At 66.0% G+C, this 16,167-nt stretch carries 14 protein-coding genes and 1 riboswitch; of the genes, 5 read left to right on the top strand and 9 right to left on the bottom strand.

What is annotated here, in order from left to right; genetic code table 11:
* Nucleotides 1–117: 117 nt before the first annotated feature.
* A complete protein-coding gene (locus CBW24_RS12510) occupies nt 118–1,146 on the bottom strand; it encodes an Atu2307/SP_0267 family LLM class monooxygenase (protein WP_097373788.1) in 1,029 nt (342 codons plus the stop codon).
* A 352-nt stretch (nt 1,147–1,498) separates the two neighbouring features.
* Here CBW24_RS12510 and CBW24_RS12515 point away from each other — a divergent pair, with 352 nt between their 5' ends.
* Nucleotides 1,499–2,215, top strand: a complete 717-nt coding sequence (locus CBW24_RS12515; RefSeq protein WP_097373789.1) for a sugar transferase — start codon at nt 1,499–1,501, stop codon at nt 2,213–2,215.
* Between the two features lie 60 nt (nt 2,216–2,275).
* Here the strand turns inward: CBW24_RS12515 and CBW24_RS12520 are convergent, their stop codons facing one another.
* The 3 genes from CBW24_RS12520 to CBW24_RS12530 all read right to left on the bottom strand — a co-directional run bounded on the left by CBW24_RS12520 (nt 2,276) and on the right by CBW24_RS12530 (nt 5,789).
* Nucleotides 2,276–3,646, bottom strand: coding sequence for an aspartate aminotransferase family protein (locus CBW24_RS12520; protein ID WP_097373790.1), 1,371 nt, complete (start codon nt 3,644–3,646; stop codon nt 2,276–2,278).
* Between the two features lie 41 nt (nt 3,647–3,687).
* Complete coding sequence (locus tag CBW24_RS12525; RefSeq protein ID WP_097373791.1) at nt 3,688–5,160, bottom strand: NAD-dependent succinate-semialdehyde dehydrogenase; 1,473 nt, start codon at nt 5,158–5,160, stop codon at nt 3,688–3,690.
* 152 nt (nt 5,161–5,312) lie between these two features.
* The gene (locus tag CBW24_RS12530; protein ID WP_088663695.1) at nt 5,313–5,789 is read right to left on the bottom strand and encodes an Lrp/AsnC family transcriptional regulator; all 477 of its coding nucleotides are present in this window, start codon (nt 5,787–5,789) and stop codon (nt 5,313–5,315) included.
* A gap of 296 nt (nt 5,790–6,085) precedes the next feature.
* Here CBW24_RS12530 and CBW24_RS12535 point away from each other — a divergent pair, with 296 nt between their 5' ends.
* Together CBW24_RS12535 and argE are read left to right on the top strand one after the other, a co-directional pair.
* Nucleotides 6,086–7,270: a M24 family metallopeptidase gene (locus tag CBW24_RS12535; RefSeq protein WP_088663607.1), complete on the top strand. Its 1,185-nt coding sequence runs from the start codon at nt 6,086–6,088 to the stop codon at nt 7,268–7,270.
* A gap of 13 nt (nt 7,271–7,283) precedes the next feature.
* A complete protein-coding gene (gene argE / locus CBW24_RS12540) occupies nt 7,284–8,495 on the top strand; it encodes an acetylornithine deacetylase (protein ID WP_097373792.1) in 1,212 nt (403 codons plus the stop codon).
* 59 nt (nt 8,496–8,554) lie between these two features.
* Here argE and CBW24_RS12545 read toward each other — a convergent pair whose 3' ends face one another.
* Nucleotides 8,555–9,238, bottom strand: coding sequence for a rhomboid family intramembrane serine protease (locus tag CBW24_RS12545; RefSeq protein WP_088663605.1), 684 nt, complete (start codon nt 9,236–9,238; stop codon nt 8,555–8,557).
* Between the two features lie 124 nt (nt 9,239–9,362).
* On the opposite strand from CBW24_RS12545, the gene trpS reads away from it, so the two are divergent.
* Together trpS and CBW24_RS12555 are read left to right on the top strand one after the other, a co-directional pair.
* Nucleotides 9,363–10,415, top strand: a complete 1,053-nt coding sequence (trpS, locus tag CBW24_RS12550) for a tryptophan--tRNA ligase (RefSeq protein WP_088663604.1) — start codon at nt 9,363–9,365, stop codon at nt 10,413–10,415.
* A 487-nt stretch (nt 10,416–10,902) separates the two neighbouring features.
* The gene (locus tag CBW24_RS12555; protein ID WP_097373793.1) at nt 10,903–11,388 is read left to right on the top strand and encodes a VOC family protein; all 486 of its coding nucleotides are present in this window, start codon (nt 10,903–10,905) and stop codon (nt 11,386–11,388) included.
* 348 nt (nt 11,389–11,736) lie between these two features.
* Here the strand turns inward: CBW24_RS12555 and metK are convergent, their stop codons facing one another.
* The 4 genes from metK to ybeY all read right to left on the bottom strand — a co-directional run bounded on the left by metK (nt 11,737) and on the right by ybeY (nt 16,101).
* Nucleotides 11,737–12,903, bottom strand: a complete 1,167-nt coding sequence (metK, locus tag CBW24_RS12560; protein ID WP_088663602.1) for a methionine adenosyltransferase — start codon at nt 12,901–12,903, stop codon at nt 11,737–11,739.
* Between the two features lie 7 nt (nt 12,904–12,910).
* Nucleotides 12,911–12,958, bottom strand: a riboswitch (SAM-SAH riboswitch).
* 34 nt (nt 12,959–12,992) lie between these two features.
* Complete coding sequence (lnt, locus tag CBW24_RS12565; RefSeq protein WP_097373794.1) at nt 12,993–14,561, bottom strand: apolipoprotein N-acyltransferase; 1,569 nt, start codon at nt 14,559–14,561, stop codon at nt 12,993–12,995.
* Between the two features lie 94 nt (nt 14,562–14,655).
* Nucleotides 14,656–15,561: a hemolysin family protein gene (locus CBW24_RS12570; protein ID WP_088663600.1), complete on the bottom strand. Its 906-nt coding sequence runs from the start codon at nt 15,559–15,561 to the stop codon at nt 14,656–14,658.
* A 39-nt stretch (nt 15,562–15,600) separates the two neighbouring features.
* The gene (gene ybeY / locus CBW24_RS12575; RefSeq protein ID WP_097373795.1) at nt 15,601–16,101 is read right to left on the bottom strand and encodes an rRNA maturation RNase YbeY; all 501 of its coding nucleotides are present in this window, start codon (nt 16,099–16,101) and stop codon (nt 15,601–15,603) included.
* Nucleotides 16,102–16,167: the final 66 nt, after the last annotated feature.

The raw sequence follows: 16,167 nt of genomic DNA on the forward strand, positions 1-16,167 counted from the left end.
CAGCGCCGCAGGACACGCGGGAATTTGTGGCAGTGTGACTTCGCTGCGCAGCCGCGCGGCCCGTGGGGGGCACACAGGCAACCCCGTCGGACCCCCGCATCATTTGGGGTCGGCGGGCTATCCGGCCTTACGCAGGGCCGGGGCCACTTCGGTGCCCAGCAATTCGATCGCCTTGAGCATTTCGGCATGGGGCAGGATGCCGATAGCCATCTGGATCGCCACCCGGTCAAAGCCCAGATCTTCGCGCAGGCCCAGTATCTTATCCGTGATTTCGGCAGGCGAGCCTACGAACATCGCACCTTCGGGGCCCATGGCCGCGTCGAACTGCGCACGGCTCTGCGGCCCCCAGCCACGTTCGCGCCCGATCTGATCCATCACCTGTTTCTGCGCCGGGTAAAACAGATCGGCGGCGGCCTTGCGGTCCCGCCCGACGAAGCCATGCACGTTGAGCGACACCCGCGCCCGGTCGCTATTGCCCGCCTGCTCCGCCGCGCGGCGGTAGAGATCGGCCAACGGTTTGAACCGGCGCGGCTCGCCGCCGATGATCGCCAATGCCAGCGGCTGCCCCAAAACCCCGGCGCGCATCATGCTGTCTGGTGTGCCACCCGCCGCGATCCAGATCGGCAGTTTGCCATGCACGGGCCGTGGGTAGATGCCGAGGTTATTGACCTTCTGGGTGAACTGGCCGCCCTTCCACCGCAGCTTCTCGCCGGCGTTGATCTCCAGCAGCATCTGCAGCTTCTCGTCGAACAGTTCATTGTAGTCGTTGAGATCGTAGCCAAACAGCGGGAAGCTTTCGATGAAGCTGCCGCGCCCCACCATCAACTCCGCCCGCCCCTGCGTGAGGTTGTCGAGCGTCGCGAATTGCTGAAACACCCGCACCGGATCGTCGGAGCTGAGCACCGACACAGCCGAGCTAAGTTTAATGTTCTTAGTCGTGCGGGCGGCCCCGGCCAGTGTCACGCTTGGCGTGCTGATCGCATAGTTCGGGCGATGATGCTCGCCCAGCCCAAAGACATCGAGCCCGACCTGATCGGCCAGCTCGATCTCCTCCATCAGATTGGTGAGCCGCGTCTGCGCATCGACCTTCGCTCCGCTCACCGGATCGGTGCCGACATCGCCAAAGGTGAAAAGTCCGACTTCCATGCGTGCCTCCGTCAGTTACGCGTGAACCTAGGGCACCCGGCCCGCCACGGACAGGCCCACCACCGTGCCGCAACGCACATCGCATGTGCGCGAGGCGCAAGCGCGATTCGTCTGCGCCTCCCCGCACGCAGGCCACGACCTCCGGAAGTCTTACCCATTGGTTAATTGGTCCGGAAAGTTATCCCGCATTTAAATAAAGTTATCGCCGCATTAACCACTTTCTGCCCTCGCGGCGCAGTCTGCGCGCAAACACGGCTGCCGGGGGCTAGGCAGGCCGCCGGTTGCGGCTCAGGGTCGGTGCGGGGTGAGTGTGCAGGGGCCATGGCCGGAGGGTCCGGCTGCCAGAGGCACCATGACTGACCTGTTTCTTGCCCCGCCACCGCCCGACCGGCATCCATCGCTTCGGGCGGCTCATCGCCTGCCCACCACACGCCAGTTCCGCAGGATCTATCCTCGCTACGCCAAACGCTGGCTCGATATCCTCCTGACATTGGCCGCAATTCCGGTCGTGATGCCGCTGCTGATGCTGTTGTGGCTTTGGGTGCGGCGCGATGGCGGCGGCGGGTTTTACCGGCAGGTCCGCATTGGCCGCGACGGCCATCCGTTCGTCTGCTGGAAACTGCGCACCATGCGCCCCGATGCGGAGGCCGCCCTGCGCAGGATGCTGGCCCACGACCCCGCCCGCGCCCGGGAATGGGACAGAAGCCAGAAACTCTGCGATGATCCCCGCATCACCCAGACGGGCCGCTGGCTGCGGGCCACCTCGCTGGATGAACTGCCGCAATTGTGGTGCGTGCTGCGCGGCGAGATGAGCCTCGTCGGCCCGCGCCCCTTCACCCCCGACCAATTGCAAGCCTACCTCACCGCCAGCGGTCCCGATCGCGCCCGTGCCTATCTGGCCCAGCGCCCCGGTTTGACCGGGCTTTGGCAGGTGGAGGGCCGGGGCGGCACGGATTTTGCCGCGCGCGCGGGGTTCGATCAACGCTATGCCAGCGCGCTGAGCCTGCGTGCCGATCTGGTGCTGCTGCTGCGCACGGTGGGCGTCGTCTGCCGCCGCACGGGCCGGTAAAACGCGAAAACGCGGACGCATTGCTGCGCCCGCGTTATCATTTCGTCGCGCGGATCACCGTCAGCCGAACACGGCCTTGACCGATTCCGCCATCTTGCCCGCGATTTCTTCGGCCTCGGCCTCGGTCAGGCAGAATGGCGGCGCAAAGCCCAGAATATCGCCCTGCGGCATCGCCCGGCCAATCACGCCGCGCTTCAGCAACTCACCCGCGATCTGGTAGCCAATCTTCTGATCGGCATCAAAGAACGTGCGGCTGTCGCGGTCCTTCACGAATTCCACGGCGCAGAGCATACCTTCGCCGCGGACCTCGCCGACATGGACGTGATCGCCCAGCGCCTCGGCCATCTTGGTGTTGAGATGCGCGCCGACCTTGGCTGCGTTGTCGATGAGGTTCAGCTTGTCCAGCAGCTCCAGATTGGCGATGCCTGCCGCCGCGCCGATGGGATGGGCGGAATAGGTCCAGCCGTGGCCGATGGGGCCGTTTTCATCGGTGCCCTGCTCCAGCACCTTCCACATCTTGTCGCCCACGATCGAGCCCGACAGCGGCGCATAGGCCGAAGTCAGACCCTTGGCGATGGTGATGAGGTCCGGCTTGATCCCATAATGCTGCGAGCCAAACATCGAGCCGGTGCGCCCGAAGCCGGTGACGACCTCATCCGCGACCAGCAGGATGTCATGCTTGTTCAGCACGTCCTGAATGGCAGCCCAGTAGCCTTCGGGCGGGGGCACGATGCCGCCGGTGCCCAGAACCGGCTCGCCGATGAAGGCGGCGATGGTGTCGGGGCCTTCGCGCTCGATCAGCGCTTCCAACTCGGCCACGCAATGCGCGGTGAACTGCGCTTCGCTCATCGCGGCATCGGGACGGCGGTAGTAATAGGGCGCCTCGGTATGGACCACCTGCGCCAGCGGCAGATCGAATTTCTTGTGGAACAGCTCCAGCCCGGTGAGCGAGCCGGTCATCAGACCCGAGCCGTGATAGCCGCGCCAGCGGCTGATGATCTTCTTCTTTTCGGGACGGCCAAGGATGTTGTTGTAATACCAGATCAGCTTGACGTTGGTTTCGTTCGCGTCCGAGCCGCCAAGCCCGAAATACACCTTGCTCATGCCGTCCGGCGCGCGATCCAGAACCATTTTCGCCAGCGTGATCGACGCCTCGGTGCCGTGGCCCGCATAGGAATGGTAATAGGCCAGTTCCTTGGCCTGAGCCGCAATTGCCTCGGCGATCTCGGGACGGCCATAGCCCACATTCACGCAGTAAAGCCCGGCAAACCCGTCGAGCAGGCGGGTGCCGTCGCGATCCTCGATATGGCTGCCCGACGCGCCGGTGATGATGCGGTTCGGGCTTTCGCCGCGGGCATGCTGGGCGAGATGGGTGGAGGGGTGAAAGAAGTTCTCCCGGTCCCACTGGTCAAGCTGGTCGTTGGTCAGCATCGAATGCTCCTTCTTTTTCAGACATTGGGCGCAGGCCGGGGTCAGCCCCAGTCGCGACAGACATATTTGACCTCGGTGAACGGCTCCATGCCGAGCCGGGCGCCTTCGCGCCCCAGACCCGATTGCTTGGTGCCGCCAAAGGGGATCGGCGCGCCGGTCACCTTGGTGCGGTTCACCGCCACCATGCCGAATTGCAGCGCGCGCGCCACTCGGTAGATGCGGCGCGGATCGGCGGCGTGCAGATAGGCGACCAGACCGTATTCGGTGTCATTGGCGCGGGCGATGACCTCCTCCTCGGTATCAAAGGGCGCGATGGCGGCGACGGGGCCGAAGGTCTCCTCGCGGAAGATCAGCGCATCGTCGGGCACATCGGCCAGCACCGTCGGCGCGTAGAACAGCGGCCCCTGCGCCAGACGCTCGCCCCCGCAAAGCAGCCGCGCGCCGCGGGCCAGCGCGTCGGCCACCTGCTCTTCCTGCTTGGCCACGGCGCGTTCATTCATCAGCGGGCCGATATCAGGATCGTCAAAGCCCGCACCCACCGACAGCGCCTGCGTCGCCTTCGCAAACCGCGCGCAAAACGCGTCATAGACATCGCGCTGCACATAGATCCGGTTCGCGGCGAGGCAGTCCTGCCCGGAAGTGGCGAATTTCGCCTTGATCGCCTCGGTCACGGCGCGGTCCAGATCGGCCCCGTCAAACACGATGAGCGGGGCATGTCCGCCCAGTTCCATCACCAGCGTTTTTACCGTCGCCGCCGATTGCCGGTAGAGCAGCCGCCCCACCTCGGTCGAGCCGGTAAAGGACAAAAGCCGCACGCGGGGATCTTCGGTCCACGGCTCCACGATCTCGGGCGCGTGGCCGGTGACCACGTTGAACACGCCCGCAGGCAGGCCCGCCCGCTCGGCCAGTTCGGCCAGCGCCAGCGCAGAAAACGGCGTCTCTGCCGAAGGGTGCGCGACCACGGTGCAGCCCGCCGCCAACGCCGCGCCGGCCTTGCGCGTCAGCATTGCGGCGGGAAAATTCCACGGGGTGACCAGCGCCGCCACACCGACCGGCTCGCGCCACAGCTCCACCTCCGCATCAGGCAGATGGCTGGTGACGCCTTCGATATTCGGGCGCTTGGCCTCCTCGGCGTAGAATTCGACGAAGGAGGCGGCATAGTCGATCTCACCCCGGCTTTCCGACAGCGGCTTACCCTGCTCGGCGGTCATGATGCGCGACAGGTCTTCCTTATGCTGCTGCATCAATTCGAACCACCGGCGCAGAATGGCGGAGCGCTCCTGCGGCAACATCCCCGACCACACCGGAAACGCCGCCTGCGCCGCGTCGACGGCAGCGGTGGCGCCGGAGCCGTCCAACCGCGCAACCTCACCCACCACATGCCCGGTCGCGGGATCGGTCACGGCGAAATGCGCTTCGCCGCCGACCCATTTGCCGCCGACATAGCTGAAATGGCGCATCAAACGTTTGTCTTCGAGCGTAAAGGCCGGGGCGGGGCGGGCATCGGGGATCATAGCGGTCTCCTTGAGCTGTCCCCACCACGATGCGCCCGCGCCGCCAGAGAGCGAGACCGTTTTGCACCGCTGCGCCAGAAGAATCCTCTGCCTGTTCCGCACCGTGCAGTCGTTTTGGCCTGTCGAAACGATCCTGCCCGAAGGCCGCAGCCCTAGCCGCCCAGCAAGGCGTCAAAGGGGGGCGCACCGGCGGATTTCACAGGCTTTGTCACGATATAGGTGAAATACCGCTCCAGCCCGACCTGCGCGTCCAGCAATTCATCGATCAGCCGCTGATAGGCGTCGATGTCGCGGGTCACGACCTGCATCAGATAGTCATACCCCCCGCCCAGCGCCCAGCAGGCGGTGATCTCGTCATAGCCCTGCACCGCCGCCTCGAATTGCCGCATCCGCGCCGCCGTGTGCCCGGCCAGTTCGCAGGCCACAAAGACGGTGACCGAGGGCCCCAATTGCCGCAGATCGATCTCGGCACGGTAGCCCGCGATCAGCCCGGCCTTCTCCAGCTTCTTCAGCCGGTCCCAGCAGGGGGTCGGCGACAGGCCGATACGCTCCGCCAGTTCGGTCTTGGTGATCCGGCCCTCGCGGGACAGCACGCGCAGGATGGCGAGGTCACGATCGTCGAGGCGGATCATCAGGCAGGCTCCGGGCAACACAGGCAGGCGGGGTGCGGCACAGGCCCACCCCAGGCGGGCGTAGCCGCCGCCCCTGCCCCGGTCAAGCAGCCCGACGCGCGGGCTGTTCTGCCGGGTGCCCGCGCACGCAAAACGGGCACTGCCCGCAAAAGAGGCAAAAACCCGGACGGGCGGGACGTTTTCCGTTTGTCATCACACGGGATTTGCGGTTGCCTCGGCAAACGCGCCCCTCTGCGCCGGTGCCAGCCCGGCCCGCAGCCCCGCGCCCGCCCAAAACCCGGCAAGAGGTCCAGATGTCGAACAGTGTCCCGCCCTTCTCCAGCGCAGAATATGACCGCCGCCTGCATAAGACGCGCGTCGCGATGGAGGCGCGCGGCATCGACGTGCTCATTGCCACCGACCCCTCGAACCAAGCGTGGCTGACGGGCTATGACGGCTGGTCGTTCTATGTTCATCAGGCGGTCATTTTGCCGCTGGAGGGCACACCTGTCTGGTGGGGCCGCAACCAAGACACAAACGGCGCGGTGCGCACCGTCGATCTGGAGCGCACGGCCATCTCCGGCTATCCCGACAACTACGTTCAATCGACCGAACGCCACCCGATGCAGCATCTGGCGCGACGGCTGAAGATGATGGGCTATGAGAACGCCCGCATCGGGGTGGAGATGGAAAATTACTACTTCTCCGCCAAGGCCTACACCACGCTGCTCACCGAACTGCCGCAGGCGGAGATCGTCGATGCCACCGCGCTGGTGAACTGGCAGCGCACGGTGAAATCGATGGAAGAAATCGCCTTCATGCGCAAGGCCGCCGCCATCACCCAGAAGATCCAGAATTTCGCGCTGGAACGGGCCGAGCCGGGCATGCGCAAAAATGACCTTGCCGCCGAAATCACCGCCGAGGCAATCCGCGGCGTGGGCGACGATTGGGGCGACTATCCCGCCATCGTGCCTTTGCTGCCCTCGGGCACCGATGCCGCCGCGCCGCACCTAACGTGGAATGGCGATGTGATGAAAACGGGCGAGGCCACGTTTTTTGAACTGTCGGGCTGCTATCGCCGCTATCACGCGCCGCTGTCGCGCACCGTGTTTCTGGGCAAGCCGCCCGCGTTTCTGGAGCGCGCCGAGGCTGCGCTGATCGAGGGGCTGGAGGCCGGGCTTGCCGCCGCGCGCCCCGGCAACCGCGCCTGCGACATCGCCAACGCGCTGGGCGATGCGATGGACCGTGCGGGCATCGACCGGGGCGCGCGCTGCGGCTATCCCGTCGGCCTGAGCTACCCGCCGGACTGGGGGGAGCGCACGATTTCCCTGCGCCCCGAGGACGAGACCATCCTGCAACCCGGCATGACATTCCACTTCATGCCCGGTATCTGGATGGAGGATTGGGGGCTGGAGATCACCGAAAGCATCCTGATCCGCCATGCCGGCCCGGCTGAAACCTTCTGCAAGATCCCGCGCAAGATTTTCGTCAAGGACTGAGGAGCCTTCCCCGATGCCCGAGACAACGGCCCCGACCGCAACTGATCCCTCCGCCACCGCGCATCCCGCATTGGCCGAGACACAGCGCATCCTGTCCCGGCTGATCGCCTTTCCTTCGGTGTCGAGCGACAGCAACAGCGATCTCATCGCATGGCTCGCCGGTCATCTGGAGGCCAGCGGCGCGCGGTGTGAAATCCTCGAAAGCCCGGACGGGCGCAAAGCCAATCTATGGGCCACGATCGGGCCTGACCGCCCCGGCGGGATTGTGCTGTCGGGCCATTCCGATGTGGTCCCCGTGGCCGATCAGGACTGGACGACCGACCCGTTCGAGATGCGCGAAGCGGACGGTTTACTCTATGGGCGAGGGGCCTGCGACATGAAGGGCTTCATCGCCGCCTGCGTCGCGATGGCCCCGCATTTCGCCGCGGCAATCGGCGACCGCCCCGACGCGCGCCCGGTGCATTTCGCCTTCACCTATGACGAAGAGGTCGGCTGCATTGGCGCCGCGCATCTGGTCGAGATCCTGCGCACCCGCCCGCATCGCCCCGACATCGCCATCATCGGCGAGCCGACCATGATGAAGGTGATCGAAGGCCATAAGGGCATCTACGAATGCTGCGCCCGCTTCACCGGGCTGGAGGGTCACGGCTCCGCCCCCGACAAAGGCGTAAGCGCGGTGGAATACGCGACGCGCTATGTGTCGCGCCTGCTGGGACTGCGCGAGGAATTGCGCGGCCGCGCGCCCGCCGACAGCCGGTTCGATCCGCCGTGGAGCACCGTCAATATCGGCGTTCTGCATGGCGGTGCCGCGCATAACATCATCCCCGGCAAAGCGGTGGTGGAATGGGAAATGCGCCCCGTGCAGCAATCCGACCGCGATCTCGTGGTGGATGCGCTGGCCGATTTGGTCCCCCGCCTCGACGCCGAGATGAAGCGCACCCATCCCGGCGCGGGCATCCTGTCCGAAGTGGTGGGGGAGGTCGCGGGGCTGGAGCCGATGGACGACAACGCCGCCCGCGATCTGGTCTTTGCGCTGACGGGCGCGAATTCCGCCGAAACCGTCGCATTCTGCACCGAGGCGGGGTTGTTTCAATCGATGGGCATGGACGCGGTGATCTGCGGGCCCGGCTCCATCGAGCAGGCGCATAAGCCCGATGAATACGTCTCGCTCAGCCAGATGTCGCAATGTCTCGACATGCTCGAAGGGCTGGCACTGAAACTGTGATGGATGCGCTCCCGCCGCAGGATGCCTCCGGCGGGAGAAATTCGCAGCCGCGCGCGCCGTCAGCGGCGGCGCAGCGCCTCCAGCAGACGGCGGGTGCCGTGCGGGCTTAGCGGGATGGACAGGATCAGCCCGGTGACGAAGCCGCCCAGTTCCGCCACCCAGTCATTGCCCCCGCCAAACAGCAGCCCGAACACCAGTTGGATCGCCAGCAAAAACCCGATCAGCGAAAACGCCCGATACTGGTTCTGCCCCACGGCGCCATAGCCCACCCACAGGATGAAGGTATACGCCCCGATCAGCCCGTAGGCCGCCGGGAATCCGCCGATCAGCGGGCGCGGATCGTCCAGCAGCAGGGTATAGATCAGCGCGCCGCAAATGGCGGAGGCAAAGAAAATCACCGCGACGGCCATCTGCGAAAACACCTCGCCCACCATCTTTCCCAGCGCCAGCACGAACACCGCCGCAAACACCATCTGGGTGAAGCTTGCATGCACGAACGGGTAGCTGATCAGCCGGATCATGCCCGCGAACGGATACTGCCCCGCAGCGCGCATCCGGTCCATCAACTCCCCCGAAAACGCAAAGCGCTGCAACGCGAAAAGCCGCATGTCATCGCCGCCTCGCGCGCCCGGAACCAGCCCCGATTTCGATGCCCAGAACAGCAGTTCCGGCAGTGCAAGCCCTGCCGTCAGCAGCAGAACGACCGGCGGAATGGCATTGAACGGAGAGGTGTGATCGGACATGAACGGGCCCTTTTCGTGGGTGCCGGATCAATGCGCCCGGCGGCAGGTTGGCGCAGCGTCGGTTGACGCGACTACGGGCCGGGGATAAGCGAGCCTGCACAGGAATTCCAGTCGGAGCGCCGCGATGTCGGATCAACAGGCCCCCTCCCCCCACCAGACCGTTCCCACCACAGGCGCCACGCCGCGGGTGTTCTCGGGTATCCAGCCTTCGGGCGGGCTGACGCTGGGCAACTATCTGGGCGCGCTGAAACGGTTCGCCGACGCGCAGGACCGCGGGATCGAGACGCTGTATTGCATGGTCGACATGCACGCGATCACCGTGTGGCAGGATCCCGCCAATCTGACCCGCGCCACGCGGGAACTGTGCGCCGGGTTCATCGCCTCCGGCGTGGATCCGGAAAAATCGATCCTGTTCAATCAAAGTCAGGTCGCCGCGCACGCGCAACTCGCCTGGGTGTTCAACTGCGTCGCCCGCATGGGCTGGATGAAGCGCATGACCCAGTGGAAGGACAAGGCAGGCAAGAACGCCGAAAACGCCTCGCTGGGGCTGTTCGCCTATCCCGCGCTGATGGCTGCCGACATCTTGGTATATCACGCCACCCACGTCCCGGTGGGCGAGGACCAGAAGCAGCATCTGGAACTGACCCGCGACATCGCGATCAAGTTCAACAACGACTTCGGCACGGATTTCTTCCCCGTCCCGGAGCCGGTGATCGAGGGCGCCGCCACGCGGGTGATGAGCCTGCGCGACGGGTCCAAGAAGATGTCAAAATCCGATCCATCGGATATGAGCCGCATCAACCTGACCGACGATGCCGACACCATCGCCAAGAAGATCCGCAAGGCCAAGACCGATCCCGAGCCCCTGCCCGAAGGCCCCGATGGGTTGGCCGAGCGCCCCGAGGCGCGCAACTTGGTCAATATCTACGCCGCGCTGACCGATCAGACCGTGGCCGAGGTCATGGCCGAACAGGGTGGTAAGCCGTTTTCGGAATTCAAGCCGCTGCTGGCCGATCTGGCGGTGGCAAAGCTTGCGCCGATCTCGACCGAAATGGCCCGGCTGATGCAGGACACGTCCGAAATCGACGCGATCCTGCGCCGCGGGGCGGAGCGGGCAAACGCGATTGCGGAGCCGATCCTGCAACGCACCTACGACATCGTCGGCATGGTGCGCTGACTCCGGCCACCGCGCCCTGAGACAGACCCCGACGCCCGCGCCCACCCTGCGCGGGCGTTTCGCATTGCGCGTCCCGGTTTGGGCCGGGCGGCGTGTGCCAGCCCGACATGCCGGTGCGATTTCTGTCGCGCCCAGCAAGGTGGGCGAGCCTGCCCGCCTGCCCGGCAGACTGGATGATCTCCCCACGCCCAGCTCAACAGGCGGTTTCCTAACGCCCGCATCGACGGGCAATGTCACACCCCTGTCATGTGACTGTCGTGTAGACCGGCCAATCTGCCCGCAGGCCCGCGCGCCGCTATCCCCGACGTCGCGCAGTCCGGCCTGCTGCATGCCCCCGCATGATCCCCCTGCCCTCCGGCCCACCGCCGGAGGGCTTGGCCGGGCATTGCGCGCAGATGCACAGACCCGGTGTGGCCATGCCCCTATGATAAATTCTTCGCGCCGCCGATATCTGGCTCCTGACGACAGCCATAGCGGAGTTTCCCTCATGTCCCACCTTGCCCCGCCCGCCACGCGTATCGGCCATGTTCACCTGAAGGTCGCGGATCTGGACCGGGCGCTGCGCTTTTATCGCGATGTGCTCGGCTTTGAGGTGACACAGCGCTACGGGGCGCAGGCCGCGTTCCTGAGCGCCGGCGGCTATCATCATCACATCGGGCTCAACACATGGGACAGCGCGGGCGCCACCCCACCCCCGCCGGGGCATACGGGCCTCTATCACACTGCGTTCCTTTATCCAGACCGGGCTTCGCTTGGCGCCGTGCTGGCGCGGGTTCTGGCGGCGGGGTTCGCGCTCGACGGCGCGGCGGATCACGGCGTGAGCGAAGCGGTCTATCTGCGCGACCCCGATGGCAACGGGGTGGAGCTTTACCGCGACCGCGCGGAGGCCGACTGGCCGCGCGACCCGGATGGCAGTCTGGCGATGACGAACCGGGCGCTGGATCTCGAAGCGCTGCTGGCGGAGGCTGGCTGAGACGGCAGGTCGCGGCTGAGCTTTTAGATCGGGTGAAGGAGCCAGAGTGTTAGCAGCCCGCAACCTCCGAACTCAGCACCCCCGCTCTCGAACAAGGCCGAAGGCCGCGAGAGCGAGCGCCTGCCCGTCCCTCGGGCTGGCGCTTTGCCACCCCACGCTAACCTCGGATCGGGGAGGGGTTTGGTAGTGATAAAGCACGCCGTTCAGCCGTATCAGCGCCATCCCCCGGGCAGGCTTTCGTTGCACCTAGGGTGGCAGCGGCCCGGAGCCTCTGAACCCCGTGCACCCGCCCGAAGGGCAAGCGCTTGCCCCGGGCCGCCGCCAGACGGGGCCGCCCGGGGCGCTGTCTCAGACCGCTTTCTTCAGCGCGTCGATCAGGTCGGTGCGTTCCCAGCTGAAACCGCCATCGGCCTCGGGCGCGCGGCCGAAATGGCCATAGGCCGCCGTGCGCTCGTAGATCGGGCGGTTCAGGCTCAGATGCTCGCGGATGCCGCGCGGGGTCAGGTCCATGACCTGCGCGATGGCCTTCTCGATCTGCTCTTCGGAGACTTCGCCGGTGCCATAGGTGTCGGCGTAGATCGACAGCGGCTTTGCCACGCCAATCGCGTAGGACAGCTGGATCGAGCATTTGCCGGCCATGCCCGACGCGACCACGTTCTTCGCCAGATAGCGCGCGGCATAGGCGGCGGAGCGGTCGACCTTGGTCGGGTCTTTGCCCGAGAACGCGCCACCACCATGCGGGGCCGCGCCGCCATAGGTGTCGACGATGATCTTGCGCCCGGTCAGGCCCGCGTCCCCATCAGGCCCGCCGATGACAAAGGTGCCGGTCGGGTTGACCCACCATTCGGTGTTGTTCGAAATCCAGCCATCGGGCAGCGTGTCGCGGATATAGGGCGCGACGATGGCCTTGATATCCTCGCTCGACTGGGAAGCATCCGCATGCTGCGTCGACAGCACGACCGAGGTGACCTCCACCGGGCGGCCATTTTCATAGCGCAGGGTGACCTGGCTCTTGGCATCGGGGCGCAGATCGGGCGCTTCGCCGGATTTGCGCGCCTCGGCCAGCCGCTTCAGGATCGCATGGGCATAGAGGATCGGCGCGGGCATCAGCGCGTCGGTCTCATCGCAGGCATAGCCGAACATGATGCCCTGATCGCCCGCGCCGTCGCGGTCGACACCTTGGGCGATATGCGCGGATTGCTCGTGCAGCAGGTTGTCGATCTGGCAGGTCTGCCAGTGGAACTTCTCCTGCTCGTAGCCAATGTCACGGATGCAGTTGCGGGCGATGTCTTCGATCCGGCCCATATAATCGCGGAGCTTGTCCTTGTCCGACAGGCCCACTTCGCCGCCGATCACGACGCGATCTGTGGTGGCAAAGGTCTCGCAGGCGACGCGGGCGTTCGGCTCGGCCTCCAGAAAGGCGTCGAGGATAGCATCGGAAATGCGGTCGCAGACCTTGTCCGGGTGGCCCTCCGAAACGGATTCGGAGGTAAAGACGTAGTTCTGTCGTGTCATGGAATATTGCTCCGTTGGATCGACCCGCCACGCCAGGAAGCCGTTGTGACGGTGGGATATGACTGACCTATGCCGCCCCCGCGGCATGGTCAACGGTCGTTTGCATACCGTCGTGCGCCACGCCGTCCGGCCACGACGCAGCCCAGAAGCCAGATCGCGCAAAGCGCCAGCAGCGGCCAGTTGCCCCAGCGCACAAAGACCGTGGGCGGCAGCGCGGGCGGCAGCGGCGCATCCAGCAGCCCCTGCTGGTTCAGCTCCAGCCGCGACAGCACATTGCCATGCGCGTCGATCACCGCCGACACGCCAGTATTGGCGGCCCGCAGAAACGGAAGCCCCTGTTCCACCGCGCGCACGCGGGCCTGCGCCAGATGCTGCCACGGCCCGGAAATGCGCCCGAACCACGCGTCGTTGGTGACCTGCAAAATCCAGTCCGCCCGCCCCGGCGCATCGCGCAGATCATGCGGGAAAATCGCCTCGTAGCAGATCAGCGGCAGCGCGGTGCCCAGCCGCCCGCCCATGTCGATCAGCTGCGGCCCCGGACCACGGGCAAAGCCCGAGATGCCGGTCATCGCGGTGATGCCCAGCCGATCGGCCAGACTTTGGAACGGCAGGTATTCGCCGAAGGGCACCAGATGGTGTTTATCGTAGATCGTGTCGAACTGCCCCTGCCCGTCTATCACGGCAAGACTGTTGAGCGCGTCATCCCCCCACCAGCGCAGCAACCCCAGCGCCACGGGCGTGCCGCCCGCTGCACGGGTCACCGCAGCCATCGCGCCTTCGCCCGGTGTCATGCGATAGGCCACGGCGGTTTCGGGCCAGACCACCAGATCGGGCACCGGCTGCCCCGGCGGGGGTGCGGCGGCGGTCATGTCCAGCTGCCGCTCAAAGAACACCGACATCAATTCGCTGTCCCATTTAAGGCTCTGCGCCACATTGGGCTGGATCAGGCGCACGATGGGCGCATCGGCGGCGGGCAGCACCGGCTGCGCCAAACGCACCATCCCCCACAGCCCCGGCACCAGCGCCACCAGCAGCCCGGCGACCACACCGCGTCGCAGGCCCAGCATGGCTGGCAGCGCCGCCGCGATCAGCGTCACGAAGGTCAGCGCATGCGGCCCCAGAAGCGAGGCCAGCTGCAGCTGCGGACTGTCGGTCCAGATGTAGCCCAGCAAGGCCCAAGGGAACCCGGTCATCAGCCATTCGCGCGACATTTCGATCAATGTCAGCAGCAGCACGGCCCATGCCGCGCGCCGCGCCGGGCTCCCCGCTCGCGCCGCAAGCGCAAAGGCCAGCGACCATAGCAAGGCCAGCCCCCCCGACAGAAACGCCAGCGCAAAGGGCGCCATGAATCCGTGGCGCGCGGCATCGATCAGGAACGGCTCGACAATCCAGAACAGCGCGCCCGCAAAATAGCCGGTGCCAAGCCACCAGCCCCGCCATGTGGCGCGCCGCGGATCGGGATCGGCGGAGATCAGCAGCAACGCCACAGCCAATGCGGGCAGCGCCAGCCAAGGCCAACTGACCGGCGCCTGCCCCGTCGCCATGCCCAGACCCAATATCCCGGCGAAGGCCGAACCGCTCCAGCGCCCGGCCCAGACACGGGTGATCCGGTCGCGCAGGGATCGGCGCGGCAGCGTGGCGTCGGACGTTTCGGTCATGCCTGCGCGCGGCCTCGCGCCAACAGGGACGCCCCGCGCGGCAGGGCGCCGCGCCGGGAGGACGCATTCAGGCTGGCGCGCCCGGCGATGCGTCTCATGCCGTCACCGCCGCACTGGGCAGCCGCACGCGCAGCCGCTTGATCCGCCGGGGATCGGCATCGACCACCTCGATCTGCGCACCGCTTTCATGAGGCACGACCTCGCCGCGCGTCGGGATGCGCCCGGTCAGCATAAAGACCAGCCCGCCCAGCGTGTCGATCTCCTCCTGATCTTCGGCATCGGCAAGGCTCACACCGATTTCGGCCTCGAACTCGTCCAGCGGCGTGCGGGCCAGCGCCAGATAGCAGCCGGGCTTTTCCTGCACCCACAGCGCATCTTCGGCGACATCGTGTTCGTCCTCGATCTCGCCGATGACCTGTTCGATCAGATCCTCGATGGTGACCAGACCGTCCACACCGCCATACTCGTCGATGACCAGCGCCATATGCATCCGCTCGGTCTGCATCTTTTGCAGCAGCACGCCGATTGGCATCGACGGCGGCGCATAAAGCAGCGGTCTCAGCATCGGGCGCACCGAAAAATCGGGGGAATGGCCGTTAAAGCCGTGGCGCAGCGCGAAATCCTTCAGATGGATCATGCCCACGGGCGTATCCAGCGTGCCATCGAAGACAGGCAGCCGGGTCAGGCCGCTGTCTCGGAACACGCCCACCAGATCCTCGCGGCTGATGTCGACCGGGACCGCTTCGATCTCGACTTTCGGGATTGCGACATCCTCGACACGCATCCGGCGCAGATTTCCAAGCCCCGGCAAAACCGAAGAGAGCGCATTGCCCTGGGTGAATTTGCGGGCCGGAGGATGATCATCCTCGCCGGCCTCTGTCTCCTCGTCCGCGGGGTTGAACGCGTCGAACAGCCTGTTGAACAGACCTTTGCGTTCCGCGGTATCGGGATCCTGCGCGCCATGCGCCGCGCTAGAAGACCCGTCTATATCGTCGCCCATTTCACCTTTCCGAATAACGCGCGCCTTGTGCCCGCGGGTTCAATATGGGTCCGGCAGACCCAATTTGCCAAGTATTTCGACCTCGATTCCTTCCATCAACGCGGCATCGGGGTCAGTTTCATGGTCATAGCCCAGCAAATGCAGGCAGGCATGAATAATCAGATGGGTCACATGGTCGCTGAGCGGGCGGCCCGCCTCGGCGGCCTCCCGCATGCAGGTTTCCAGTGCAATCGCGATATCGCCCAGCTCGATCGGCATGCCCGGCAGGTCCGGCTCGGGCAGATCGGGCACCCCGCCGGGGCTGTCGGCGGCGCGTTCCTCGGCGGGCCAACTCAGCACGTTGGTCGGCGTAGGTTTGCCGCGAAATTCGGCGTTCAGGGCGGCGATCCGCGCATCATCGCAGCCGATGAGCGACACTTCGCAGTCCGCATCGAGCGCCAGATGCGCCAGCGTCGCGGCCACCGCACGTTCGGCCAGCGCGGGCAGGTCCACATCCTGCCAGCCCTCGGCCTCAATCAGGCAATCCACGGTTTCGGTCATCGTATCCCATGCGCCCGGACGGGTCCGCCCCGTCCGATCCGCCCTGCTGGTGCCGCCCCGCAACCG

The sequence above is a fragment of the Pacificitalea manganoxidans genome (genome assembly GCF_002504165.1).
GTDB lineage: Bacteria > Pseudomonadota > Alphaproteobacteria > Rhodobacterales > Rhodobacteraceae > Pacificitalea > Pacificitalea manganoxidans.